The following is a 26922-nucleotide window of genomic DNA, read 5'->3' as shown; positions in this document are numbered from 1 at the left end:
TCCGCGGAAGTGGACACTCAAAAATTCAACTAAATAATAACTATTAAGTTTTTCGCTTTCGCGGAAATATAAAATAACAAAACAATGAAAGTATTAGCAAACGACGGTATTTCACAAAGTGGTATTGACGCCCTTGAAAAAGCAGGATACGAAGTCATCACTACAACCGTAGCACAAGAGCAATTAATCAATTACATTAACGAAAAAGACATCGCTGTTTTATTAGTTAGAAGTGCAACTACGGTACGTAAAGACTTAATCGATGCCTGCCCAGGATTAAAAATTATTGGTCGTGGTGGTGTTGGTATGGATAATATTGATGTAGAGTACGCTAGAGAAAAAGGTCTTAGTGTTATTAATACACCTGCAGCCTCTTCACACTCTGTTGCTGAATTAGTTTTCGGTCACTTTTTCGGATTAGCACGTTTCTTACATAACTCAAATAGAGATATGCCTTTAGAAGGCGATCAAAACTTTAAAGGCTTAAAGAAAGCTTACGCTAAAGGAACTGAATTAAAAGGTAAAACTTTAGGGGTTTTAGGTTTTGGTCGTATTGGTCAAGCCACTGCTAAAGTAGCCTTAGGAGCTGGTATGAAAGTTGTTGCTTTCGATCCTTTCTTGGATAAAGCGAACTTAGAATTAGATTTCTTTGACGGACAAAAAGTAAGCTTTGAAATTGAAACTATTTCTAAAGAAGAGGTTTTAAAACAAGCTGATTTCATCTCTTTACACGTTCCTGCACAGGATGATTATGTAATTGATGAAGCTGAATTTAACATCATGAAAGATGGTGTTATCATCGCTAACGCAGCACGTGGTGGTGTGGTTAACGAAGTAGCATTAGTAAAAGCATTAGAAAGTGGTAAAGTTTCTAGAGCAGCTTTAGATGTTTTTGAAAAAGAACCTAAACCAGAAATTCAGTTATTAATGAACCCAGCTTTATCATTAACACCACATACTGGTGCGGCAACTAACGAAGCTCAAGATAGAATTGGTACTGAATTAGCTGAACAAATTATCAGTATTCTTGGATAGTTTTTAGTGCCCTAAACGCACTTTTAAAACCAAAGTCAGGTTTACCTACTTTATAAATCCAATTGATTTAGATATTAAAAAGTCCTAACAGAATTTGTTAGGACTTTTTTTGTACCTTAAAGCTCCTTTAAAAATTTAATTAATTATACCAATTATGATTTAAAAGGCGCCCTAAATAATTGGGAATATATTGGATTCATATGAAATACAAAATCAAAGCATAGTAGCGCTACGGTTTTATTTTTTATTAAAATATGATTTTAATAGAAACAAATTATAGGGCTCATTTTAGATTATAATTGGTATTAAACCTAAAAATCATGTCTGGAATATTAGATCTATTAAACAGCGACCTCGGAAAATCCATTGTTGATGGTGTTGCTGGACAAACCAATCAACCACAAAATAAAACACAAGATGTTTTAACCATGGCCCTCCCTTTATTAACAGCTGCCATGAAACGCAACGCCAACTCTCCACAAGGGGCTGAAGGCCTAATGAATGCTTTAAACAACAAACATGACGGCAGCATTTTAGACAATTTAGGAGGCTTATTTGAAGGTGGTGTAGATTCTAGTGTCCTGAACGATGGCAGCAACATCCTAGGCCATGTATTAGGCTCAAAACAACAACATATTGAGAACACTTTAGGCGCTAAATCTGGAATGGACGCCAATTCAGTAAGCCAGATTCTAAAAATTGCAGCGCCACTTTTATTAGGTGTTTTAGGTAAGCAGAGCAGACAAAACAATGTCAACAACTCTAACGATTTAGGAAACCTTTTAGGTGGCCTTATGGGTGGCAACTCAGCTGGACAAGAGCAAAACTTCTTAGAAAACATGCTAGATGCTGATGGCGATGGCAGCGTTATTGATGATGTAGCCGGTATGATGCTAGGTGGTAGCAATAATAAAAATGATTTAGGTGGCATGCTAGGCAGCTTGTTTGGCGGAAAATAATTAAAAAAACATACTATAATTTAAGAGCCTGTGAATAATTTAACACAGGCTCTTCTATTTTAACTCAGAATATTTCTCATTGTATTATGTTTTATCTATATTAATAACTCCATTTAAAGAAGGCTTCTCATTGAAAAGTCTCTCACTTTAAATAGCATATTCCTCATGAAGTACACCCTCTACATTATACTTGTTGCTAGTTCTATTTTCAGTTGTAACACGACTAAGTCAATAACTTCTAAACAAAATGAAAACTTAGAAGCTCTAAAGGATAATGACACCGTTACGATTGCCAATGAAGAAGCTGAATACGAAATCATCATTATCGACCCTGGTTTTAATTATTGGGTAGCAAGCCAAGCAAAACCTAGAGGTTATTATTCTCAAACTTATTTAGAAAACAGAAACCAAATCTATGTTATAGAATGGAACCAGCGCGTATTGCAACCGCAGCGTTATTCGCCAAGCTTATATGAATTACAAATAAACTACAATCAAGTCACCGACTATGGTTACGAAGTAAACTACCTACTTTACAATTATTTTATTTATTTTCAACTCACCTATAAACAAAGATTAGGACCTTATGTTCCTAGGATTTAATTAAGTTTTAATTACTTTTGCAGTCAAATGAAATTTGTGGAGAAACTAAAAACACGTTGGGATATTGAACATAACTGGGAAATCATAGTCATTTTGATTGTGTTCTCTGTTACGGGTTCAACAGCTTCTTACATCGGAAAACCGATTTTACAACACCTTAGTATAACTACTGAAACCCTTGGCGTATTTGGCTATTGGGTCGTACGTATTCTTTTACTATTCGTCATGTATCAATTTATGCTTGTCTTCTTTGGATGGCTATTTGGTCAGTTTAAATTCTTTTGGAATTTTGAAAAGAAAATGCTTCGCAGAATTGGATTGAGGCGTTTTGTAGACTAGAGCTTTTAAACTCAAGACGCAATTTTACTACTTTTTTAATAGTCAGAAATGTTCTCGACTTCGCTCGAACACCTACTCTTTTAATGTTACGTAAGGATTTTATTTTCAATTTAAAAATCTAAGTTTTTACCGCTAATTCGAGTTTGTAACTCGGGCTTCCCAAAAGATTATCATAAAATCTAGACATAGGTTACACTGATTTTCACAAATAAGAGCAAAAAAAAAGCTGCCCAAATTGGACAGCTTTTATAATGTATTGAATGCGTTTAGCGATTAAGCTTGAGCAACAACTTCGAATTCTAAATCTACTGTTACTTCCCTGTGTAAACGAATAACGGCAGTATATTTACCTAAACGTTTTACAGTAGTTACAGTGATGAATTTTTTCTCAATTGATTGACCTTCTTTTTCTAAAGCTTCAGCTAAATCAATGTTGTTTACAGAACCAAATAATTTGTCTCCTGTACCAACTTTAGCAGGTATTTTAATTTCTAATGCTTTAAGCGCTTCTGCGATTTTGTTAGCATCTTCAACTATTTTCTTCTCTTTATAAGCGCGTTGCTTTAAGTTCTCAGCTAATACTTTCTTTGCAGAAATTGTAGCTAAAATTGCCTGACCTTGAGGAATTAAAAAGTTTCTACCATAACCGTTCTTAACTGTTACAACATCGTCTTTAAATCCTAAATTTTCAACGTCTTGTTTTAATATAAGTTCCATTGTTATCGGTATTTTATTTTAATAAATCTGCTACGTAAGGCATTAAAGCTAAGTGACGTGCTCTTTTTACAGCAACAGACACTTTTCTTTGATACTTTAATGAAGTTCCTGTTAAACGTCTTGGTAAAATTTTACCTTGCTCGTTTACAAACTTTAATAAGAAATCTGGATCTTTATAATCGATATATTTAATACCAGATTTTTTGAAACGACAATATTTCTTTTGCTTATTTGTTTCAATATTAAGAGGCGTTAAATATCTAATTTCGCCGTCTTTTTTTCCTTTTGATTGTTGTTCTATTGATGACATAAATTAAGCTTTTTGTTTAAGTTTTTCTCTTCTTCTCTCTGCCCAAGAAACAGCGTGCTTATCTAAAGCTACTGTTAAATAACGCATAAAACGCTCATCACGTCTAAACTCTACTTCTAAAGCATCAATTACTTCACCAGATACTTGGTACTGGAATAAGTGATAAAAACCACTTTTCTTGTTCTGAATTGGGTAAGCTAATTTTTTTAGTCCCCAATCTTCTTTAGCTATCATCTTAGCGCCGTTAGAAACAAGAAAGTCTTCGTATTTCTTTACTGTTTCCTTTACCTGATCTTCAGATAAAACGGGATTTAAGATGAAAACAGTTTCATAATGATTCATAAAAATCGTATTTTATTGTTAAAAATTGGCTGCAAAAGTAATTAATTTCTATATATTACACAACATAAGAAGCACTAAATTTTACAAACAAATTTTTTAGTAAAAATTTCAGCAAAATACTTAGACAACAACGCTTTACCGATGTTTTTTGGTTTTTAACCGAATTTTTTGTATTATTGTCGATACCTTAACCGAAATATAAATTGTTATGACTTTAAACTGTGTAGTGGTAGACGATTCAGCAATACAACGCCTCTCTATTGTTAAATTAGTCGAGAACCACCCCTCTCTCAACCTGATTGCCGAATATAGTAGTGCTTTAGAAACAAAAAATGGTTTAAATACGCACCAAGTAGATTTGATCTTTTTAGATATTGAAATGCCTGTACTTAATGGATTTGAATTGTTAGATGTTTTAAACAATAAACCTCAAATTATTTTTGTAACCGGTAAAACCGAGTATGCTTTTAAAGCTTTCAATTACGACGCAACCGATTATTTACACAAACCTATCACCAGAGAACGTTTTAATACTTCTGTAGACAAAGCCTTAGAGCAACACCGATTGACTCAAGATTTTAGTGAAGAAGATGGTGAACACATTTTTGTAAAAAGCAACCTTAAAAAACGTAAGGTATATATTAAGGACATCAAATGGATTGAAGCCCTTGGTGATTACGTAAAACTCGTAACCGAAGAGAACAGTTTAGTTGTACTTTCTACAATGAAATCGTTTGAAGCAGAATTACCAGAAGGCAAATTTTTAAGAATTCATAAATCATACATTGTTAATTTGGATAAAATTGACAGATTCAATAGTAAGAATGTTGAAGTTGGTGCTTATGAAATTCCTTTAAGTAGAAACAAGAAAACACAACTAGTAGACGCTTTAAATAATATTTAAAGTTTATATCAATTATAAACAGATTATTAATTTAAGATTAGAAGTTATCGACATTTAAAATTACTCTAACAGATCTAAAATCTTTTACACTCGCGAAGCTATTATTTATTTTAATGATAGCTTCTTTTGTTTTTGCTAAAGACTGTTGCTTCGGGATTTTCACTAAGATATTTTTATGAAATTGATTCCTAATACGCGCTACAGGTGGTGCTTCTGGACCTAAAACATGTTCTCCAAAAACCTGACGCAGGGATTTAGCAAACCAAATAGACGCCGTCTCCACACGATTAAAATCCTTATGCTTTAAAGTGATTTTAATCTGCTTGTAAATAGGCGGATATTTAAAATTATAACGATCGTTCATCTGCTCCTTAAACATCTCGGTGTAATTATTAGTAGACACCTGCTGTAAAATATTGTGATGCGGATTATACGTTTGAATCAATACCTTACCACGTTCCTCTGTTCGACCAGCACGACCCGCCACTTGTAACATCAATTGAAAACTGCGTTCGTGCGCTCTAAAATCAGGAAAATTAAGCATATTATCAGCATTCATGATACCCACCAACTTTACGTTTCTAAAATCTAAACCCTTGGTAAGCATTTGTGTACCCACTAAAATATCAATTTCTTGTTGCTCTAGCGCCGTTATAATTTTTTCGTAACCATATTTACCACGCGTGGTATCTAAATCCATACGCCCCACCTTATGATCTGGAAATAACAATTTTACCTCCTCTTCTATTTGTTCGGTACCAAAGCCTTTACTGTCTAAATCTTGTCCACCACAAGCCATACAATCTTGTATCATCGCGGCTTGATAACCACAATAATGGCAACGCAATTGATTTCTATACTGATGAAACGTCAAACTCACATCACAATTAGGACATTCGGGTGCATGACCACAGGTTTTACACTCTACGATAGGTGAAAATCCACGACGGTTTTGAAACAAAATAATTTGATGACCTTCCGCTAAGGCTTCTGTCATCTCTTCAATAAGTCTATCGCTAAAATGGCCTTTCATGCGTTTTTTCTTCTGCTTTTCCTTGACATCAACCAATTCAATATCAGGCATTAAAACATTATTATAACGCACCGTCAATTCAGCAAAGCCATATTTATTTTGTTTGGCATTGTAATAACTTTCTAAACTTGGTGTTGCCGAGCCTAATAAGGTTTTGGCTTTATGCACATGCGATAACACCACGGCAGCATCACGAGCATGATAGCGTGGCGCGGGGTCAAACTGCTTAAACGACTGCTCGTGCTCTTCATCAACCACAATAAGTCCTAAATTTGAAAAGGGTAAAAATATCGAGGAGCGTGCCCCTAAAACGATTTGCGCTTTGGCGGAATGATTTAGTACATGATTCCATACCTCAACACGCTCTTGAACTGAGTATTTCGAGTGAAACACAGCTACTTTTTCTCCGAAATAATTCTGAAGACGCGTAATTAACTGCGTGGTTAAAGCAATCTCGGGAAGTAAATACAACACCTGCTTCCCTTCATTAATCACCGACTCTATAAGTTTTACATACACTTCAGTTTTCCCTGAAGAAGTTACCCCATGCAACAAGGTCACACTATGGGTTTCAAAACTAGTTTGTATGGTTTTTAAAGCTTTTTCTTGGTGTTCATTTAATTGTTTTAAATCGGACGTATCGTCTCCAGAATACTCCACACGATCCGTTTGAATATGATATTCTTCAAGAATACCTTTATCGACTAATGCTTTTATAATAGAAGACGACGCCCCGCTATCAGCAACTAAATCGGTAACCTTTACTGGTTTTTTAGTCTTTGCCGAAATTGAAAACAAAGTTAAGACCACCTCACGCTGTTTAGGAGCTCTACCTAACTCTTCCATCAGCTCATGAAAATCCTTTTCGCTGGTGTAACTGTTATGCAGCTTAACATAGCGCACCAATTTAGGCTTGTACTTTTCGTAAACTTCTTCTTCAACCGTAATCGCTTCCTTTTCAATAAGGCGCTTAATTACGGGAAGCACATTTTTCTTTCCTAAAATATTTGAAATATCATGAATTTTAAGGCTCGATTGATGTTGCAGCGCTTCATAAATTAAAAATTCATCATCTTTTAAAATAGATTCATCAGCAAGATGCACTTTACTTTTACTTACTACGGTTTCACTTTCTAGAATAAAAGCACTAGGCAAGGCAGCCCGCATCACATCACCAAGCGTGCACATGTAATAGCTAGCAATCCACCCCCAAAATTGTAATTGCTGACTGTTAACAGCAGGTTTGTCGTCTAAAATCTGCTGAACATCCTTAGCTTCATAAGCAGCAGGCGCTTCTTTATGAATGCTAAAAACAATACCGGTATATATTTTAGATTTCCCAAAAGGCACAGCTACACGCATGCCTGGCTTTAAAAAGGCAGCCTCAGCTTGGGTTACCGTATAAGTAAATAGTTTTTTTAACGGAATTGGAATAATAACATCTATAAAATCTACCATCAACTAAGTCGTTTTTCTAAGTTTATTCAATGAAGCGTTTAGCTCGTATCCCAATAATAGAATATTAGAATTTAACCACAAATAGAAAAGAAGTATTAAAAGCGCCCCGATAGAACCGTATAGTTTGTTATACTGACTAAAATTTTCAATGTAAACCCCAAATAAAAAGGAGTTTACTATAATGAGTAAAGTTGTAAAAAGTGCTCCAGCTGAAAAAAACCGAGACTCTTTTCCTTCTTTGGTTCCGAAATAATAAAGTGTCGAAACTGATAAATATACCATAATAACAAAGAATACAGACTGCACCATTTTGGTCCAAAACACCGCTTTCTCTTCGGCTTCAAAACCATCACCACGAAACGCCCTTAACAACTCTTGAACCACATAAATTTGAACATAGCCTAAAATAGCAATGGTAAAAATGAGCAAAAAGGCTAATATTAAAGCTATTCCCAAAGCATATAAATATTGCCTAAAAGCGGTTCGCGTTATTTGTTCATGATAAGAACTTTCAAAACCAGTAAATACAGCATTTACCCCATTAGCCATTAATAATACTGACAATACAAAAACAGATGACAGTAAGCCGCCTCGCTGTGATTGCTCAATATTTTCAAAAATATTTTCAAAGAAAAAGTCGGATGTTGTTGCAGGAAGAAAGGAATCAAGAAACACCAAAAACTCATGTTTAAAGTTATCAACCGGTATATATGGGATGATAATTAAAACAAAAAGCAAGAATGGAAAAACCGCCGTAAAGAAACTAAAAGCAATCGCACTGGCGCGGGTCGTTACAGCGCCTTTTATAATCCCAGTAATATAAAGCTCTAATAAATCGTAAAGCGATAAACCTTCTAAACCAGGAAGCTTAATGCGTTTTAAAAACCGAACCAAAAGACTAACAACCGGAATTTTGTCAAATTTATCTTCAATTGGCTTGGTCATTAACAACTTGTTTTTTTTGAATACAAAACAAAGTTATTAAAATTAAAAGTGTCTTTTAAGTATAATAAGGTATAATTAATTCAAATTCGATAAGCCGTTGAAGCTTATTTTACCGCCTTTAAACTTAAGTCCATGTTATAAACCGAATGCGTTAATGCTCCAGAAGAAATATAATTCACACCACACTCCGCATAATGTCTAATGGTGGCTTCATTAATATTACCTGAAGATTCTGTAAGACACTTGTCTCCAATCATTTTCACGGCTTTTCTAGTATCTTCATAATCGAAGTTATCGAGTAAAATTCTGTACACCCCATCATTCTGTAAAATCTCTTCCACCTCAAAAAGGTTTCTAGCTTCGACCATGATTTGTAGATTTTTACCTGTTTCCTGTAAGTAATCTTTAGTCATTTCGATGGCCTTAGTAATACCTCCTGCAAAATCAATGTGATTATCTTTAAGCATAATCATATCGTATAATGCAAATCTGTGGTTTTCACCACCACCAATTTTAACAGCCCATTTTTCAAGAACACGAATACCTGGTGTCGTTTTACGGGTATCTAAAATGTGTGTTTTGGTACCTTCTAATAAATCAACAAACATTCTAGTTTTAGTCGCAATAGCACTCATACGCTGCATAGCGTTAAGCACCGTACGTTCTGCTTTTAAGATGGATTGCGTAGGCCCTTCAACATACATCACGACATCACCGTAAGTCACTTCGGCACCATCTTCAATGCGAATATCTAATTTCAAGTTTTTATCTACATAAGCAAAGACCTTCTTAGCGAAATTCACCCCGCCAATAATACCTTTGTCTTTTACTAAAAGCTTAGCCTTCCCTCGTGCATTCTCAGGAATACAAGCTAATGAACTATGATCTCCATCTCCAACATCCTCTCTAATCGCGTTAGAAATAATCATTTTCAACTCCGAATCAAATTGCTCTTGTGTAATCATAAATAAAACTTGTTTGCAGCAAAAATAATAAATAGATTCACTTTATTAAATTTTACATTTACGAAATTTTAAATTAATTGCTATTTTAATGCATTATTCATAAAATGCACATAGAATTTTTTACTTATGACAATTAAACTTATTGCTATTGGAAAAACTGATAATAAACAACTTACGTTATTAATTGACGATTATATCAAACGATTAAACTTCTATATTAAGTTCAATTTGGAGGTTATTCCTGACATAAAAAATTCGAAGCATTTAAGCGAGGAAGAACAGAAAAAAAAGGAAGGCACCCTGATTTTAAGCAAGATAAATACTACAGACGCTTTAGTTTTATTAGATGAAAACGGAAAAATGCATGATTCTGTAGCCTTTTCAAACTATTTACAAAAACATATGAATTCTGGAATTAAACAAGTCGTTTTTGTGATTGGCGGGCCGTATGGGTTTTCAGAGGAAGTTTATAAAACAGCGAATGGGAAAATATCATTGTCTAAAATGACCTTTTCCCATCAAATGATTCGCTTATTTTTTATTGAACAACTTTATCGAGGTTTTACAATTTTAAGAAATGAACCTTATCATCATAGATGATTTATTTTCAGATTTTAGTTTTCAAGCACTACAAAGCAAGCTTTATATTAATGTGTTTTATAAACTTCTTTTCTTTTTTTAAGTTGACGCTCTAAATCACTAACCGTTTCTCTTACCGAAACCTCAAAATTACGTTCATTAGATGTGGCAAAAATCCTAGGCCCTGGTAAGCTCAATTCTATATTACAAATTTTTCCTGCATCGTGATCTTTTTCGTCTTGTTTAAAATGCACTTCTGCACTTATTAAAAACTCGTATCTATCAAATATTTTCTTTAACTTTTCTTTGGTGAATTCAGAAAGTGTGTCACTTACATCTACCCCTACATATTGAAAATTTACTATCATAATTAAACACTTTTAAGGTTAATAATCTATCCGAAGATACTAGATTTTTTAAAATTTAAACACAACAATTATCATAAAACGATATTAAAGTTTTCAGTAGAATCCGTTTGAATACATTTTCATATCACTTAATATAATAGTACTTTTGAAGACCTTTATAAGATCATATTATGCAAATTGTTTTCGCCACCAACAACTTAAATAAAGTCAAAGAAGTTCAGGCTTTAATTCCAGACCATATTAGTTTATTAAGTTTAAAAGATATTGGCTGCTTAGAAGACATCCCTGAAACGCAAGCTACCATTGAAGGTAATGCCATTCAAAAGACAATTTACATTAAAGAACATTATGGCTACGATTGTTTTGCAGACGATACCGGTTTAGAAGTTGAGGCTCTAGACGGCGCCCCTGGTGTGTATTCAGCCCGTTATGCTGGCGAACAAAAAAACGCCGATGACAACATGAACAAGTTACTCACCAAACTTGACAACCAAACCAACAGAAAAGCCCAGTTTAAAACCGTTATTGCGCTACACATTGATGACAAACTAGAAACCTTTACAGGAATTTGCCAAGGTGAAATAACGACAAGCAAAACTGGTGAAGAAGGTTTTGGTTATGATCCTATTTTTAAACCTCAAGGCTACAGCGAAACTTTTGCTGAAATGCCACTGAGCCTAAAAAATAGAATAGGTCATCGAGGAAAAGCCGTTGCTCAATTAGTTGATTTTTTAAATAAAAGATAAGAGGATTACTTATCATCTTTACATTTTTGTAGTCTTAGGATTTCAAATACTTTTTACGCACCCTTTTTACTTAAGAATACTTAAAAATACATAGCGCATGTTGCTTGTTAATTTTCTTTATGTTATTTTTAAATTATGACAGAGGAAGCTATTGAAAAAGAAAATGCAACCATTGCAAAGGCCTACAAAGAATTACTTAAAGTTAGTTATACTACACTTTCTACTGAGGATAAAAAACTTATTAGAAGCGCCTTTGAAGTTGCATTAGACGGACACAAAAATCAACGAAGAAAATCGGGAGAAGCTTACATTTTCCATCCCATTGCTGTGGCCAAAATTGTTGCTCAAGAAATCGGGTTGGATGCCACATCTATTGCAGCAGCATTACTACATGATGTTGTTGAAGATAGCCCCGATTATGAAATAAAAGATATTGAAAACCGCTTTGGTAAAACCATAGCCCGGATTGTTGAGGGTCTCACCAAAATATCTTCGCTTAGTAAGGAAAAAGACATGGATGTCTCCTTACAAGCTGAGAATTTCCGTAAAATGCTCCTCACACTTAATGATGATGTTCGTGTGATCATCATTAAAATAGCCGACAGGTTGCATAATATGCAAACCATGGATTCCATGCGCCCTGACAAACAGGACAAAATCGCCTCTGAAACCTTATACATTTATGCGCCGCTTGCGCATCGTATTGGCTTGTATAACATTAAAACCCAGCTTGAGGACTTAAGTTTAAAATATACCGAGCCCGATGTTTATAACGACATTCTTTTTAAAATAAAAGAAAGCAAGGAAGAACAAGATTTATATATCGAACAGTTTAGCGAGGTCATAAAACAAGCACTTGATAAAGAAAACTTCGAATATTCTATTAAAGGAAGACCAAAATCAATTTTTTCAATTAGAAAGAAAATGATGAATCAAGGAGTTTCCTTTGATGAAGTTTACGACAAATTCGCTATTAGAATTATTTATAAAAGTGAGCCTGCCGATGAGAAATTCCAAGCCTGGAAAATTTACTCCATCGTAACCGATCACTTTAGACCCAACCCCATGCGTTTACGCGATTGGATTACATCACCAAAAACCACAGGTTATGAAGCTTTACATATTACGGTTATGGGACCTAAAGGCCGTTGGGTTGAAGTTCAAGTGCGTAGCGAACGTATGAATGAAATTGCTGAAAAAGGTTACGCAGCGCACTACAAGTACAAACACGATAAAGAAAAAGAAGATAGTTTAGAAAGCTGGATTAACAGACTACAAGAAGCGCTAGAAAGTCCTGAAATTAATGCTGTTGATTTTGTTGAGCAATTTAAACTTAATCTCTATTCACAAGAAATATTCGTTTTTACCCCTAAGGGTGATCTAAAATCGCTACCTAAAGGCGCTACTTCCTTAGATTTTGCTTTTAGCATCCATACCGAAATTGGTATGAAAACCAGAGGCGCTAAAGTAAATGGTAAACTCGTGCCTTTAAGCCATGTTTTAGAAACTGGTGATCAGGTAGAAGTCTTAACTTCAGAGAGTGCTAAACCAAACCCAAACTGGTTGGATTATGCGACGACAGCACGAGCGCGTGGTAAAATCAAATCGGCACTTAAAGAAGACAGAAAACGTATTGGTGAAGATGGTAAAGAAATTTTACGTCGTAAATTAAAGCAGTTAAAAATCACGCTTAATGAGAAAACCATCAATGAACTGGTTCGATATTTCAAACTTAAAACCAGTTTAGACCTTTTCTATCGTGTTGGTATTGGCTCTATTGACAATGTGATGATTAAAAACTTTTCGACTTCGCGCAGCAATGCTTTAATGTCGTTCATCAAAAATAAAATAACGAGAAAAGCAAGTATTCCTAAAGAGGAACTTGATAAAAACGAGGTTACCACCAATTTTGACTCCTTAGTTTTTGGTAAGGAATCTGAAAAATTAGATTATAAACTTGCGAATTGCTGCAACCCCATTCCTGGTGATCATGTTTTTGGTTTTTTAACGGTTTCTGAAGGTATTAAAGTCCACAAAAAGAACTGCCCGAATGCCGTAAGCCTGCAATCCAACTACGCCTACCGCATCATGACAGCCAAATGGGTGGACTCTTCACAGCAAGAATTTATGGTGCAAATTAAGCTAACAGGTATCGATCATATTGGGCTTGTTAATGAGATCACAACCATTGTTTCAGAAAATATGCATGTGAATATGAAAAGTCTTAGCTTTGAAAGTGATGATGGTTTATTCTCAGGAAAAATCAATGTTGTAGTAAAAAATAACACCATAATTAAAAAGCTTTTAGAAAAACTTAAAAAAATTAATGGTATAGATAAGGTTACTAGAGTGTAAAATTGTGTAAATTTGCCCACGGAAATTATGAATGCAAAAACCGATACAAAGAATCAAGAAATCGTAAAGAGTGTATTTACTAGCTTTTTAGAAAACAAAGGGCACCGGAAAACACCAGAACGTTACGCCATCTTGCAAGAAATTTATAATAGTGATGAACATTTCGATATAGAGTCTCTATATCTTAATATGAAAAATAAAAAGTACCGCGTTTCTCGCGCCACTCTTTATAACACTATAGAATTACTTTTAGAATGTGGTTTGGTTAGAAAGCACCAATTTGGGCAAAACCAAGCACACTATGAGAAATCTTACTTCGACAGACAACACGATCACGTCATTCTTACAGACACCGGTGAAGTTATAGAGTTTTGCGACCCTAGAATTGAATCGATCAAAAAAACGATTGAAGAAGTTTTCGATATAAAAATTAACAACCACTCGCTCTATTTCTACGGAAATAGAAAATCAGAAACAAATAACTAATATTCACAATGGCAGTAGATTTACTACTAGGATTACAATGGGGTGACGAAGGCAAAGGAAAGATTGTCGACGTTCTTACCAAAGACTATAATATCATAGCACGTTTTCAAGGCGGACCAAATGCAGGTCACACTTTAGTATTCAACGGTAAAAAACACGTATTACATACCATTCCTTCTGGAATTTTTCATGATGATGCTACCAATTTAGTTGGAAACGGTGTTGTTATTGATCCTGTGATTTTTAAAGGTGAACTAGACAAACTTGAAGCGCAAAATGTAGATTATAGAAAATCTTTACACATTTCAAGAAAAGCACATATTATTTTACCAACCCACCGCTTGTTAGATGCAGCGAGTGAAGCTTCAAAAGGTAAAGCTAAAATTGGATCGACACTTAAAGGTATCGGACCAACTTACATGGATAAAACTGGTAGAAATGGTATTCGCGTTGGTGATTTAGAACTTAGCGATTGGAAAGAGCGTTATAGAGCTCTAGCTGACAAGCACGAAGCCATGATTAAATTCTATAATGTAGAAATTGAATACAATTTAGCAGAATTAGAAGTTGAATTTTTTAAAGCTGTAGAGGTTTTAAAATCTTTAAAATTAATTGATTCTGAAGAATACATCTATCAGGCTCAAAAATCTGGTCAAACCATTCTTGCTGAAGGTGCTCAAGGGTCTTTACTTGATATCGACTTTGGAACCTATCCATTTGTAACCTCAAGTAATACCACTGCAGCTGGAGCTTGTACAGGTTTAGGAGTTGCTCCAAATCAAATTGGTGAAGTTTTCGGAATTTTCAAAGCTTACACAACTCGTGTGGGTTCTGGTCCTTTCCCTACTGAACTTTTTGATGAAGACGGCGCTACTATGGCTAAAGTTGGTAACGAATTTGGTGCCACTACAGGAAGACCAAGACGTTGTGGTTGGTTAGACCTTGTAGCATTAAAATACGCTTGTCAAGTAAATGGTGTAACCCAATTAATGATGATGAAAGGTGATGTACTTTCTGGTTTTAAAACTTTAAAAGTATGCACCTCTTATAAATATAAAGGTGAAGAGATCACTCACTTACCATACAATATTGAACCAGAAAACATTGAACCTGTTTATTCTGAATTTGACGGATGGCACGAAGATTTAACTGAAATGTCTGAAGCTTCTCAAATGCCAAAAGCATTAAACGGGTATATCGAATTTTTAGAAAAAGAATTAGAAATTCCGATTACTATCGTTTCAGTTGGTCCAGATAGAAAACAGACGATTTTCAGAAAACAATAAGTACGTTTAGCATTTTTTACCATACTAGAGGCTGCCTAAAAAGCATTAAAGTACGTCATTCTGAACTTCTGCCTGAAGAAGTTCAGAATGACGAAAATTTTAATTTTTAAACAGCCTCTTTTGTATTTAACAATTTAATGTTAGCAAAAGTGTCATGACTCGTTACCTACAGTCTATCGGTTTGTTTTTGTAAAAAAACATTTCAGCCAAAGCTTCACCTTGTATCAACACACGATCGGCTTCCATTTTTGCAATATCTGGTGGATAGCCATAACGCATGAGTATTTTCTTAACGGTTAATCTTAATTTTGCTCTTACATCATCTCTTTTACTCCAATCTATCGTAGCATTTTTTCGAATAACATCTACTATGGTATGAATCAACTCTTTCATTTTGTCATCTTCTAAAAAATTGGTTGATTCATTTTGTTTCAATACACTATAAAAAGCATACTCTTCTGGTGTTAAACCTAAATCTTCCAACTTGCTATCTTCAAATCGCATTTCTTTAGCAATTTCAGACAATTCTGCTAAAAACTGAGCTGAATCTATTTGATTGTTGTGATAGCGTTTTACTACAGATTCTAACATTTCAGAGAACTTTTTTCCCTGTGCTAAATTCGTTGTTTTCCTAATGTTTACTTCATCGCTCAATAGCTTTTTTAACAGTTCAAAAGCCACATTTTTTTGTTGCATATTCTTAACTTCCAACAAAAACTCATCTGAAAGAATACTAACCGAAGGTGTTTTAACCCCCGCTGCTTCAAACACATCAATAACGCCATCACTAGACAAAGCATCATCTACAATTTGCTTGATGCCTGTTTCTACTTCGTAATCAGATTTAATGCTGTTTCCTGTAAACTTGTTCAATCTTGATTTTATGGCTTGAAAAAAAGCTACGCCGTCTTTTAAAACTTCCGCTTGCGGACTAGGAATAGACATAGCGAAAAGCTTAGATAATAAAGTCACTTCCTTTAAAAAGCGATCTTTTAGTTTTTGGTCTGCTAAAATGAAGTTTTGAGCACCCAACAATATTTGCAATTTTTGAGCCGTATCTACATTAAAATATGGCTTAAAATCAAATCCCTGCCTCTCTGGCAGGCAGGCGTTAAACATTTGCTCTACGATTTCAAACTTCTCTAACATGCCTGAAATAGCTTCCTTGATATCAACAACTGGCGAACCTTCTCCTCCACTTTGTAAATAGGTAGCCATTGCTTTGCGTAGGTCTTGACCAATTCCAATATAATCAACCACTAAACCGCCTGGTTTATCTTTGTAAACTCTATTTACTCGTGCTATGGCTTGCATTAAATTGGCGCCTTGCATTTTTTTATCGACATATAAAGTATGCATACTTGGTGCATCAAAACCTGTTAACCACATATCTCGAACGATTACCAATTTTAATTCATCATTGGTATCTTTCATTCTTGTTGCTAAATCCTTTCTTTGATTTTTAGTGGTGTGGTGTGACTGAAATATGACGAGGTCGTCTGTAGCACTCGTCATGATGACTTTAATCGTTCCTTTGTCTAAATCGTTGTTATGCCATTCTGGTTTTAAAGCAATTATTTCATTGTAAAGTCGTACACAAATATTTCGTGTCATGCCTACAATCATGGCTTTGACTTCAAACACATTTTGACGCGCTTCAAAATGCGTCACAATATCTTTGGCCACATCTTTTAAACGGTCTGGGTGCCCAACTACAGCATCTATAGTAGCGGTTTTCTTTTTGGCTTTTTCTAGCTGTTCTTCGGTAGCGCCTTCAATGGCATTTATTTCATCGTCTAGGGCTTTAGTTGTTTTTTCATCTAGTTTAATTTTAATTAAGCGGGACTCATAACTAATAGGAACGGTTGCGCCATCATCTACCGCTTGTTTGATATCGTAAACATCTATATAATCGCCAAAAACAGCTGGTGTGGATTTGTCTTCTTTTTCAATGGGTGTCCCTGTAAAACCGATGTAAGAGGCATTAGGTAAGGCGTCTCGTAAATACTTGGCATTTCCGTACCTTATTTCAGATCCCTCATCTGTTTCTACTACACGACCAGAAAAACCATATTGACTGCGGTGCGCTTCATCAGCAACCACAACAATATTGGTTCTATTTGATAAAGTGTCATAAACATTGCCTTCGGTTGGGGCAAACTTTTGAATGGTTGTGAATATTACACCACCACCAGAAACTTTTAACAATTCTTTTATGTGCGCTCTACTATCTGCCTGAACGGGTGTTTGCCTTAATAGACCAACACAATTACCAAAGGTGCTAAATAGTTGGTCGTCTAAATCGTTACGATCTGTAAGTATTACAATGGTAGGGTTTTCCATTTGAGGGTGCGTAATAATTTGTCCGCTATAAAAAACCATAGATAAGGATTTACCAGAACCCTGTGTATGCCATACTACACCAACTTTTCTATCGCCATATTTTGAATTAGTTGCGCGTAAAGTTTGTTCAACTGCTTTTTGTACAGCATAATATTGATGATATGCACCAACTTTTTTGATGTTAATTTGAAATATAATTCCAGTATTTTCGTCTTTCTTTTCTTCTTTTTCAAAAACCGTACAATAGCGTATTAGCTCAACCAATGTTTTTTTATTGAGCATATATTTCACCATATCTTGTAGTGGAGTGAAACCATAAACAGGAGCCGGTTCTGCTGCCTTTTTGAGGTTATCTATACCACTTTCTTCTTTTTCATTTTTTGTTTTTTCCATTCTAAAAACCTAGAAAACGGGGCAGAAAGGCTAGAGCTTGCAGCATCTATACCATCACTAATCACACAAATGGCATTGTAATAAAAAATACTAGGTACGGCTTTTTTGTAATTCTGTATTTGACCGTAGGCTCTACGTAAAGTGGCTTTTCCGCTTGTGGCACTTTTAAGCTCTATAAAAACTAAAGGTAAACCGTTTACATAAATGACAAGATCAAAGCGTTTTTCGTTGTTGTTTTCCTTAACCACCAATTGATTAACAGCAGCAAAGTTGTTATGCTCTGGGTTTTCAACATCTAACAACTTTAAGTTAATACCTTTGGTTTTACCTGATTTGGTATATTCAACCGTAACACCATTATTAAGTAATGTATGGAAACGTTCATTGTTTTCCATGATATCCTCTGTGCCTAGGTTAATTACTTTTTGGTAGGCCTCTGAAAGAGCAGATTCTGGAAGTGTAGGATTTAATTTTTTAAGAGATGTTTTAAAATGATTTTCTAATAATATAGATGCAAAGCTTTCTCGTTGGGCATTTTTGCCAATAGGGGATATGTCTGTACCGTTAAAATACGTGTAGCCTTGACCAATTAATTGATCTATTAAAGCGTGTTCTATAGTGTTCTCGTTGAGCATATTACCAACTTGATTTTATTTCTAATGTATTTACGCCTATGTTGTATGCGTAAATTGCAGCAGGTACAAAGGTTAAATTGATGTCTTCAATGGTTTTATTGCTTAACGCATCAATAGATGTTACTAAACTGGCGTTAAAGTTATTTTGTTTGCAGAAATAAATTAAACTCTTTAATTCCTGTGGTTTTTCTGCATAGCGATTGCTCCATTTTATTTCTACACACCATTGGGGTTTAAATATTTTATTGTCTAGTAAAACAATATCCACTTCGCCTTCTTTTCTTCCCATTTTCCAGCGGGCATATTTTAAATCGAGGTTTTCACGATGCATCCATTGTGAAAAAATAGCGGTTTCAACCATGTTTCCCATTTCATTATCTGTTTCTATAATGGGTGAAAATAGTGCGGTACGTAAGGAAGGGTTGGTTAGATATACTTTAAAACTAGTTATTCGTTTAAATTTTTTGGCGTTATCGTTTATTTTATGAATTACTTTTATTAAAAATGCAGCTTCTAAATATTCTAAATATTTTTTAATGGTTTCTTTTTGAATACCACTGTCTTTAGATAGTTTTTCAAAAGAAAATTCATTTCCTGTATTGTAGGCTATATAGGTAAAAAAGCTATTTAATTCTTGTACATCTTTTATGCCATATAAACTTGGTAAATCTCTAAGCAACACTTTATCTACGATATCATTTTTGATGTAGCGCCCCATATCTGTTTGTATTTTTTCAGACAACACGACCTCTGGATAACCCCCAAAATTAAGATAGTGCATAAAGGCTTTATTAAAGGCTTTGTTATCATGGGTGGTATAAAAAGGAATGTCTTTACCACCATATTTTATGGTTTTAGCTTGCACCAAATGGTGTAAATCTTTTAAATGAATGTATTCGTGAAATGTAAGTGGCGGCAGCATAAAATCTGTAAACCTGCCCGCACCACTTTCTGTACTTTGTATGCGTAAAGCGGCCGCAGCAGAGCCAGAAACAACAAATTTTGTTTTTGGATACAGATCTACCAGTACTTTAAGGTGGCGTTCCCAATCTTTTAAGTATTGAATTTCATCAAAAAACACGAAACAGCCCTCTAAGGTATTTGCTTGTACGGCTTCTTTAGCTAAGAGTAAAATATCCTCTAGGCTTATGTGCATATAAATTGGGTTGTCTATGCCTATAAAAAATATCTTTTGAGGTGTAGTATGTTCTTTAATTAACTCTTGTATGGTATGAAACATCATCACTGTTTTTCCCACCCTACGAGGCCCCATAAGTACTACGGCGCGTTTAATATCGGTTTCTTTTACAAAAGGATAAAATAACTTAAAATATAAACGTTTGGACATGTTCTGGTAGGTTTGCTGTACATTACCAGTTGTCCACCAAGGGTTTTCGTATTGAAGCCGTTCTATTCTTTTTGCTGTTGGAATAACCGTATCGAAACTCATATTATTTCTTAATTTAACACAAATGTACAAATAAGCATTTAAAAAACATGTTATTTTTACAATAATGCATTTTTAAGTAGGTAGACAAGTGTAATTAAAACTTATTTCTACATTTTTAGTTAAAAGTAAATGGGCTATTTTTTCTTAACCTTTTATTTATCACATCTTGTTTAAAGCCAAGTTCTGAAAGTAAAATAGCTTGAATTGTTATTTCGAGTTTTTTATTGATTCTAGATAACTCAATGGCATTTTTTATAATATATTCATCATTTTTAATCGAGCTATGAACATGGTAATGCCTTGTTTCTACAATTTTCTTTAAAAACAACTCATTATTTTCAATTAGACCGCTTAAACTTTCTTTGTTTAACTCTAATATATTCCTTAATCTCGATTGTAGTGTGTTTTCAGTATATTTTTTCAATCTTGCTTCTAACCACTGTTTATCACTGTTATCTTTAACCGAACTAAGAACTCGATCTCTAATTTTTAAATATGATTCATCCTTTAAATCAAATCCACCAAATTTAGCTCTATGATAAACTTCAATTGAAAATATAAAATCTAAGAATTTATCTTCAACATATTTAAATTCATTGTACAACGAGCCAAAATAATTGTTCATTAAAAATTTTAATGCGTCGTACTTTTTAAACCAATTTGCAAATACCTCATTTGGAGAATCTTTAATAAGATTATAAGTAATTAGCATTCTTTTGGTTTCTAAAAAAGTTGGAATCCTACTTTCATATTTACTTTTTTGATATAATTCAAAATTAATATCAGGTTTATTTTCTCCTTCTACAATTTTACTAAATACAGTTTTGGTAATGTTTATTGGGAGACCAACAGCAAGAGAAAAAAAGTCTCTTATCATCCTAATATAAGGTTTTAATTCTTGAAGCTTTTTAGGTGCTGTGAAATATAAATTAAGACATGCCGATTGCTCAACATCAATTTTTTTACTAAAAATTAGACTGTGACTTACACTAAAATAAGCTTTTAATGAAAAATCCTCCGATTGAAACAGTGTAATTTCATCAGGTTGCTTATAACTAAGATTAAAGTTAGGTATACCTTCGTTAACACTAAACTTATGGCCATATATATTAAGCCAATCGTCTAATAAATCTGTTTTTAAAATTAAAACATCAAATTCTAAATCTGAACTAAAATCGTTGCTTTGGGATTTTAATACTGAGTATGATTTAATACTAAAACTTTTTAACCTGTTAAATGAGCTTGAGCTTGAAACAACATAAGCATCTATTAGTTTAAAAGAGAACTCCTTATTAGTAACTCTATCTTTTGCTAAACCAATAATAGTAGGTATTTCTTTTTTACTTCTAAATAACTGGTTGAAATCAACATTTTTCGATTCGTCTAAAACATTTAGGACAACATCTCCATTAGTTTCAAAGTTTAAAACCCCTTGAAATTCATTTTCTGAATTTTCTTGAAACCACCAATAACCTATATACGTGCTTTCTTTAATCATGACATAACTTATTTCTACATTTTAACCCGAACCTGCCCACTCATTAATTTGGGCAACAAAGTATCTCTGGTTTGTTTTAGAGTTTGGATTTGGAAATTGTTAGTTTCTGACTTTTCATAAAAAGTAGAAACAATCTTGTTAAATTTAATAGCTATTTCATCTTTTGGGATGATGACTGGTATTTGATTCAATACTTGGGTTGTTAAACTCGGTACAGCAGAACCAACATCCATTAATGATAAATCAATAGATTTTAAAAAGAGGAAAGTAAATCTTCCAAAAAAAGAACGTTTTATTTTACTATAAAACATTGTGTCGACTGACCAAAAAGGTTGGCTTAAGTAAAATAAGTTACTCAAGGTACCTTTTCGGGGTATTAATATAGAGTCTTTATCATATAATGGTTTCTCTACATATCTCATAATTCCACCAGAACCGTAAAGTGGAACCCTCCCCGCTTTCAAGTGCTTATGATCTTTACCATATTTAATTTCTAAAAGATCCTCAATTTTCCCAACGCGCCACCCCTCAGGCAACTCATCACCTACTTGATATTTACCAAACCACTCTTTAAAAATAGTTTGTGCGGTTTGCTCTAGGGTAAGGTTTTGAGCTTCTAAGTTTTCTATTTTATCATCAAATGCCGTGAGGATGTTGGCTATGACTTTTTGTTCTTCTATGCTTTTGGGGATTAAAATTTCTAACTCTTTGAGTAATGTTTGAGTAACTAGTGGTTGTGCCCCACCAATGGCGTGATTATTCAGTTTCATTGAGATAAGCTTGTAATATAAAAACATTAAATCTGAATCTAAGTTATTTAATACTCCTAAAGCATTATCAGAAAGCCAAAAAGGTTTTTTTTCTAAATAAACTGCACCACAGTAAGCTCCAACTCGTCCAACTATAATTGAAGCCTTTTCTTGGTTACCCTTATTACCATATCCCATAATTCCGTTACCTCCATAAATTGGAATTCCCCCTTCAATCTTTGGCCGAGTTTTACCACTTGAAATTTCCATAATTAACCCCAAAGTAGTTTCAATCCACCCATTTGGTATTTTATTTACGCTACTCATAAACGCATCCCAATTTTAGCCAACTGTATATCAATTTCTTCATTCAGTATTTGCTCTTTATCCATTTGCTCTTTTAATAAAGCAGTCAATGTCTGCATTTTTTCTTCAAAGGGAATACCGTCATCTTCTTCATCGGGTATGCCCACATAACGACCAGGGGTAAGTACGTAGCTATGTTTTTGTATGGCTTCGAGAGTTGCGCTTTTGCAATAACCTTTTATGTCTTTATAAGGAGATTCTTCGCTACCGTTTTGAGACCTCTTGACTGGGCTCGAGGTGACAGCTCTCCAATTGATGTAGGTGTCTCGTATTTTAGCAATGTCTTCGTCTGTAAAATCGCGGTGTACACGGTCTTTCATGAAGCCCATTTCAGAGGCATCTATAAACAATACTTCCTTGTTGTGGTTGGCTTTTTCTCTCCGTAAAAACCAAATACAGGCAGGAATACCTGTGTTATAAAATAGTTGTTTAGGTAAGGCAACAATACACTCTACCAAATCGCTATCTACCAAATTTTTACGAATATCACCTTCACCCGAGGTATTAGAACTTAATGAGCCATTAGATAAAACGGTTGCCATGACACCTTGTGGTGCTAAATGATAAAGCATGTGTTGCATCCAGCCAAAGTTCGCATTTCCACTGGGTGGTGTACCATGTTTCCAGCGGCCATCTTCTTGTAAAATATCTATACCCCAATCTTTTTGATTAAAGGGTGGGTTGGCAAGAATGTAATCGGCTTTTAAATCGGGGTGGGCATCTTTTAAAAAAGTCCCCTCGTTATTCCACACCACAAACTTGCTGTTAATGTTGCGTATGGCTAAATTCATTCTAGACAGTTTCCATGTGGTATGGTTGCTTTCTTGTCCGTATACGGTAATGTCTTTTATGTTTCCGCTGTGTTCGGTTACAAATTTTTCAGAACATGACAAACATGCCCCCAGAACCACAAGCGGGATCATACACACGCCCTTGGTAAGGTTCAATCATTTCTACCATGAGTTTCACAATGGCTTTTGGGGTATAAAACTGACCACCTTTTTTTCCTTCGGCATTGGCAAATTCACCTAAAAAATACTCGTACACTCGTCCAAAAAGATCTTTAGAGTTTTCGTTTTCGGCTTGTAATTCGGTGTTACTTATTAAATCTATTAATTGCCCAAGAGCCGCTTTATCTAAATTAGCCTTACCGTATACTTGTGGTAGTACATTTTTTAGTTCATTGTTTTCCTTTTCAATAGCTTCCATAGCTTCGTCAATGGTTTGCCCAATGGTAGGCAGTTTAGCATGAGCGTGTATATGGCCCCAACGGGCAAGTTTAGGCACAAAAAAGGTGTTTTCGGCAATGTATTCGTCTCTATCTTCTGGGTCGCTCCACTCGTCTGCTTCTAGTTTGTGATAGAGTTCTGTAAAGGATTCTGAAATCTATTTTAAAAAAATTAAGCCTAGTACTACGTGTTTGTATTCGGCAGCATCAATGTTTTTACGGAGCTTGTCTGCTGCTTTAAAGAGTTTCTTCTCGAAACTGGTAGTGTCTGTTTTTGCCATGTACTTTTAATATCCTTAATTTGATATAATTAATTCTTTTCCAGTTACACCTAAAATACTTACTATCATGAACTTTGATTTATCAAAGAACAATGCACTTATTTCAGGTATTTTATTACGAACCACTAATATAATTTATATCTTCAGATATTGTGTATAAAACCAGACTATTTCAAGTCATACGCGCTACTTGAGAGCTTTTATGTTTTTTTAATTGCATTCAAAACACCCCTAATAAAACACGCTTTTGTGCGTTCTATTTGAGCATAAAAAGAAACTATAGCTTTGGCTATGCCTTAGTTTTCCATTTTATATAATACAAAAGATCACCATTTTCTTTTACCGTAATTTTAAACAAGACATGGTATTAATCGTTATTTTTGCCACAAACTTTTATACTTTGAACAAACTTCAAGTTTTATTAATTACCTTAATTATTGGTTTTGTTTCGGTTAACAGCGCTCAAGAAAAACGACAGATTCAAATCGAGTACGCTGGAAAACTTACTATTGACGAAGAAAACTATCCTGGTGCGAAGGTTTTAACTCGTGATGACAAACAGCAAGTACACATCATTCATGGCGGTTCAAACATGTGGGCCGACCGCGCCATTCATTATGGTGAGGAAAATTTTGTTGAGGCCTATGGTAATGTTACTGTAAAGCAAGGAGACACCATTAATATGACTTCAAAATATGTGGAATATAGTGGCATCACAGAACTCGCTTTTGCTAGTGGCGATGTGGTCTTAACAGACCCCCATTCTACCATCTCGTCAGATACTCTTTATTTTGACCGTGTTAAACAGCAGGCCTTTTACAAAAACGGTGGTAAAGTGGTAAAAGATTCTTCAGGAACCATTACAAGTAAGATTGGGCGGTATTACATGGATAGTAAAAAATACCAGTTTGTAAACGATGTGGTTCTTGTAAATAAAGAATCGACTATAAACTCTAATTTTTTTGATTTTTATTCAGATACTGGCTTTGCCTACCTATTTGGGCCTTCAACCATTACCACTCAAACTAGTAAAACCTATTGTGAAAAAGGATTTTATGACACCAAACTAGAAGTGGGTTATGCTCTAAAAAACGCCCGAATCGATTACGACAACCGTATTATTGAGGGTGACAGCTTGTATTTTGACAACACAAAAAGTTTTGCTTCGGCAACCAACAATATAAAAGTTACCGATACACTCAACAAAAGTATTATCAAAGGGCATTACGCCGAAGTTTACAGAGCTAAGGACTCCCTATTCATTACAAAACGTGCTTTAGCGATTACTGTACAAGAAAAAGATTCGGTATTCATGCATGCCGATAAAATTATGGTTACCGGAAAACCTGATAACCGTATCATTAACGCCTATTACAATGCAAAAATATTTAAATCTGATATCACGGGTAAATCAGATTCTATCTATGCCAATCAAAAAACAGGACTCACAAAATTAATAAACATTCCGCGTTTATCATTTGGTGATAAATTTTCAACCGCTAGGAAACCCATTCTATGGAATTTTGAAAACCAAATGACCGGAGACACCATCCATCTCATATCAAACAACAAAACCGAAAAAATAGACTCGCTTTTAGTTTTTAATCACGCTTTTATTACAAGCAAAGACACTTTAGCAGACAACGCTTATAATCAAATTTACGGGTTACGCTTGGTAGGACAATTTAATGATGAAAACGCTTTGAGGGAAGTAGACATTATTAAAAATGCCGAATCCATTTTCTATGCCCGAAATGATAAACAAGAGCTTATAGGAATAGATAAGGCCAAATCAGGAAGTATTAAAATATTATTTGCTGAAGGCGATATTGAGGAATATTCAAGATTCAACCAAGTGGATGGTGACCTAATTCCAGAATCAAAATACCCCAAAAAAGACAAGTTCCTCAAAGGCTTTGATTGGCGTGAAGAGGAACGCCCTACCAGTGTAGAAGATCTGTTTAGTGATGACCCGCCCTTGGAACTCCCTGTAATTAAAGGATTGGAAGATTATGTGCCTTCAGGAGCCTTTTTTGATGAAGACATGCTTGAACGCATAAAGCAAGCAGGTAAGGGAGAGCCTCATAAAAACAAAGCGGCTCGTAATATACCAAAGCAAACAGAATCAGAGAATTTATTAGAATCCCCTAATGTATTTAGCAGTTCTAAATGGCTGAAAAATGCGGTTAAGGCAGATATAAGCTCAACCAAAAACCCTATGAACAATGACGTTACTGATTTCATAACTGGAACAGGTACTAGAGACGGACACATCTATCAGGTGGTTAACAAAACCTATGGGACTTTTAAATTTTCAATTTGGATGAAAGGGAAAGGAAAAACGAGAATCAGGTTTCAACGTGCAGATACCGACTTTGCTGTTTATCATACTTTACCTATTACCTTAACCAACGATTGGAAAGAATATACATTAACCGGCGTTAAAAGTAATGACGGTAGTAAGTTGAGATGTTTAATCAGTGATGTCCAAAAAAATGATTCTATATATTTATGGGGTGCCAAGCTTGTTGAAATTTTAACACATTAAA

The 26922-nt window shown here is 34.6% G+C and carries 25 protein-coding genes and 1 pseudogene; 11 read left to right on the top strand and 15 right to left on the bottom strand.

All coding sequences use genetic code 11. From position 1 onward, the window contains the following. The first annotated feature begins 84 nt into the window (after positions 1-84). The 4 genes from F6U93_RS05220 (at position 85) to F6U93_RS05205 (ending at position 2936) form a co-directional block, all read left to right on the top strand. A complete protein-coding gene (locus F6U93_RS05220; RefSeq protein WP_150937523.1) occupies positions 85-1035 on the top strand; it encodes a D-2-hydroxyacid dehydrogenase in 951 nt (316 codons plus the stop codon). 320 nt (positions 1036-1355) lie between these two features. Continuing rightward, a complete protein-coding gene (locus F6U93_RS05215) occupies positions 1356-1994 on the top strand; it encodes a DUF937 domain-containing protein (protein ID WP_150937521.1) in 639 nt (212 codons plus the stop codon). Positions 1995-2159: 165 nt separating this feature from the next. Further along, positions 2160-2597, top strand: a complete 438-nt coding sequence (locus tag F6U93_RS05210) for a DUF6146 family protein (protein WP_150937520.1) — start codon at positions 2160-2162, stop codon at positions 2595-2597. A gap of 27 nt (positions 2598-2624) precedes the next feature. Next, a complete protein-coding gene (locus F6U93_RS05205) occupies positions 2625-2936 on the top strand; it encodes a DUF6787 family protein (RefSeq protein ID WP_317132830.1) in 312 nt (103 codons plus the stop codon). A gap of 273 nt (positions 2937-3209) precedes the next feature. On the opposite strand, the gene rplI is transcribed toward F6U93_RS05205, so the two are convergent. Genes rplI through rpsF form a run of 3 tightly spaced genes read right to left on the bottom strand, consistent with a single transcriptional unit; the run spans position 3210 to position 4305 of the window. Beyond that, entirely contained in the window at positions 3210-3653 is a 444-nt protein-coding gene (gene rplI / locus F6U93_RS05200; RefSeq protein WP_150937518.1) for a 50S ribosomal protein L9, read from the bottom strand. 13 nt (positions 3654-3666) lie between these two features. Beyond that, positions 3667-3963, bottom strand: coding sequence for a 30S ribosomal protein S18 (rpsR, locus tag F6U93_RS05195; protein ID WP_019388303.1), 297 nt, complete (start codon positions 3961-3963; stop codon positions 3667-3669). Positions 3964-3966: 3 nt separating this feature from the next. Further along, positions 3967-4305 carry a 30S ribosomal protein S6 gene (gene rpsF, locus F6U93_RS05190; RefSeq protein ID WP_150937516.1) on the bottom strand — a complete coding sequence of 113 codons (339 nt, stop codon included), beginning with the start codon at positions 4303-4305 and terminating at the stop codon, positions 3967-3969. 208 nt (positions 4306-4513) lie between these two features. Between rpsF and F6U93_RS05185 the strand changes: the two genes are divergently transcribed. After that, positions 4514-5209 carry a LytR/AlgR family response regulator transcription factor gene (locus tag F6U93_RS05185; RefSeq protein ID WP_150937514.1) on the top strand — a complete coding sequence of 232 codons (696 nt, stop codon included), beginning with the start codon at positions 4514-4516 and terminating at the stop codon, positions 5207-5209. A gap of 37 nt (positions 5210-5246) precedes the next feature. Here F6U93_RS05185 and priA read toward each other — a convergent pair whose 3' ends face one another. The 3 genes from priA to nadC all read right to left on the bottom strand — a co-directional run bounded on the left by priA (position 5247) and on the right by nadC (position 9610). Next, a complete protein-coding gene (gene priA / locus F6U93_RS05180) occupies positions 5247-7700 on the bottom strand; it encodes a replication restart helicase PriA (protein ID WP_150937512.1) in 2454 nt (817 codons plus the stop codon). A 3-nt stretch (positions 7701-7703) separates the two neighbouring features. Beyond that, a complete protein-coding gene (locus F6U93_RS05175) occupies positions 7704-8645 on the bottom strand; it encodes a YihY/virulence factor BrkB family protein (protein WP_150937510.1) in 942 nt (313 codons plus the stop codon). A 104-nt stretch (positions 8646-8749) separates the two neighbouring features. Next, complete coding sequence (gene nadC, locus F6U93_RS05170) at positions 8750-9610, bottom strand: carboxylating nicotinate-nucleotide diphosphorylase (protein WP_150937508.1); 861 nt, start codon at positions 9608-9610, stop codon at positions 8750-8752. Between the two features lie 126 nt (positions 9611-9736). On the opposite strand from nadC, the gene rlmH reads away from it, so the two are divergent. After that, positions 9737-10210 carry a 23S rRNA (pseudouridine(1915)-N(3))-methyltransferase RlmH gene (gene rlmH / locus F6U93_RS05165; RefSeq protein WP_150937506.1) on the top strand — a complete coding sequence of 158 codons (474 nt, stop codon included), beginning with the start codon at positions 9737-9739 and terminating at the stop codon, positions 10208-10210. A 47-nt stretch (positions 10211-10257) separates the two neighbouring features. On the opposite strand, the gene F6U93_RS05160 is transcribed toward rlmH, so the two are convergent. After that, entirely contained in the window at positions 10258-10557 is a 300-nt protein-coding gene (locus F6U93_RS05160) for an HPF/RaiA family ribosome-associated protein (RefSeq protein WP_150937503.1), read from the bottom strand. Positions 10558-10727: 170 nt separating this feature from the next. Here F6U93_RS05160 and F6U93_RS05155 point away from each other — a divergent pair, with 170 nt between their 5' ends. The 4 genes from F6U93_RS05155 to F6U93_RS05140 all read left to right on the top strand — a co-directional run bounded on the left by F6U93_RS05155 (position 10728) and on the right by F6U93_RS05140 (position 15430). Next, positions 10728-11303 (top strand): non-canonical purine NTP diphosphatase, encoded by a 576-nt coding sequence (locus tag F6U93_RS05155; protein WP_150937501.1) that lies wholly within the window; start codon positions 10728-10730, stop codon positions 11301-11303. 135 nt (positions 11304-11438) lie between these two features. Beyond that, the gene (locus F6U93_RS05150; RefSeq protein WP_150937499.1) at positions 11439-13658 is read left to right on the top strand and encodes a RelA/SpoT family protein; all 2220 of its coding nucleotides are present in this window, start codon (positions 11439-11441) and stop codon (positions 13656-13658) included. Between the two features lie 27 nt (positions 13659-13685). After that, entirely contained in the window at positions 13686-14144 is a 459-nt protein-coding gene (locus tag F6U93_RS05145; RefSeq protein WP_150937497.1) for a Fur family transcriptional regulator, read from the top strand. Positions 14145-14152: 8 nt separating this feature from the next. After that, on the top strand, positions 14153-15430 hold the full coding sequence (locus F6U93_RS05140; protein ID WP_150937495.1) for an adenylosuccinate synthase: 1278 nt from the start codon (positions 14153-14155) through the stop codon (positions 15428-15430). 162 nt (positions 15431-15592) lie between these two features. Here F6U93_RS05140 and F6U93_RS05135 read toward each other — a convergent pair whose 3' ends face one another. The 8 genes and pseudogenes from F6U93_RS05135 to F6U93_RS14935 all read right to left on the bottom strand — a co-directional run. Beyond that, positions 15593-18166 (bottom strand): type I restriction endonuclease subunit R, encoded by a 2574-nt coding sequence (locus F6U93_RS05135; protein WP_225312570.1) that lies wholly within the window; start codon positions 18164-18166, stop codon positions 15593-15595. Next, on the bottom strand, positions 18127-18801 hold the full coding sequence (locus tag F6U93_RS14830) for a type I restriction endonuclease (RefSeq protein WP_225312568.1): 675 nt from the start codon (positions 18799-18801) through the stop codon (positions 18127-18129). The genes F6U93_RS05135 and F6U93_RS14830 overlap by 40 nt, the downstream gene beginning before the upstream one ends. Position 18802: 1 nt before the next feature. Beyond that, positions 18803-20251, bottom strand: coding sequence for an ATP-binding protein (locus F6U93_RS05130; protein WP_150937493.1), 1449 nt, complete (start codon positions 20249-20251; stop codon positions 18803-18805). A 115-nt stretch (positions 20252-20366) separates the two neighbouring features. Next, complete coding sequence (locus F6U93_RS05125; protein ID WP_150937491.1) at positions 20367-21749, bottom strand: ApeA N-terminal domain 1-containing protein; 1383 nt, start codon at positions 21747-21749, stop codon at positions 20367-20369. Positions 21750-21763: 14 nt separating this feature from the next. Continuing rightward, positions 21764-22825 (bottom strand): restriction endonuclease subunit S, encoded by a 1062-nt coding sequence (locus F6U93_RS05120; protein WP_150937489.1) that lies wholly within the window; start codon positions 22823-22825, stop codon positions 21764-21766. After that, entirely contained in the window at positions 22822-23787 is a 966-nt protein-coding gene (locus tag F6U93_RS14945; RefSeq protein WP_262713935.1) for an SAM-dependent methyltransferase, read from the bottom strand. The genes F6U93_RS05120 and F6U93_RS14945 overlap by 4 nt, the downstream gene beginning before the upstream one ends. Continuing rightward, positions 23744-23911, bottom strand: coding sequence for an HsdM family class I SAM-dependent methyltransferase (locus tag F6U93_RS14940; RefSeq protein WP_262713936.1), 168 nt, complete (start codon positions 23909-23911; stop codon positions 23744-23746). Before F6U93_RS14940 ends, F6U93_RS14945 begins: the two co-directional genes overlap by 44 nt. Before the next feature lie 114 nt (positions 23912-24025). Then, a pseudogene (locus tag F6U93_RS14935) lies at positions 24026-24373 on the bottom strand (type I restriction-modification system subunit M N-terminal domain-containing protein); the annotation flags it as partial. Between the two features lie 400 nt (positions 24374-24773). Here F6U93_RS14935 and F6U93_RS05110 point away from each other — a divergent pair. Continuing rightward, a complete protein-coding gene (locus tag F6U93_RS05110) occupies positions 24774-26921 on the top strand; it encodes an OstA-like protein (protein ID WP_225312566.1) in 2148 nt (715 codons plus the stop codon). The last annotated feature ends 1 nt before the right edge of the window (position 26922 follow it).

Origin of the sequence: Pseudotamlana haliotis (assembly GCF_008806375.1) — a bacterium.
GTDB lineage: Bacteria > Bacteroidota > Bacteroidia > Flavobacteriales > Flavobacteriaceae > Pseudotamlana > Pseudotamlana haliotis.
The sequence above is the reverse complement of the archived record's forward strand: the minus strand, read 5'-3'. Positions and strand labels throughout refer to the sequence as shown.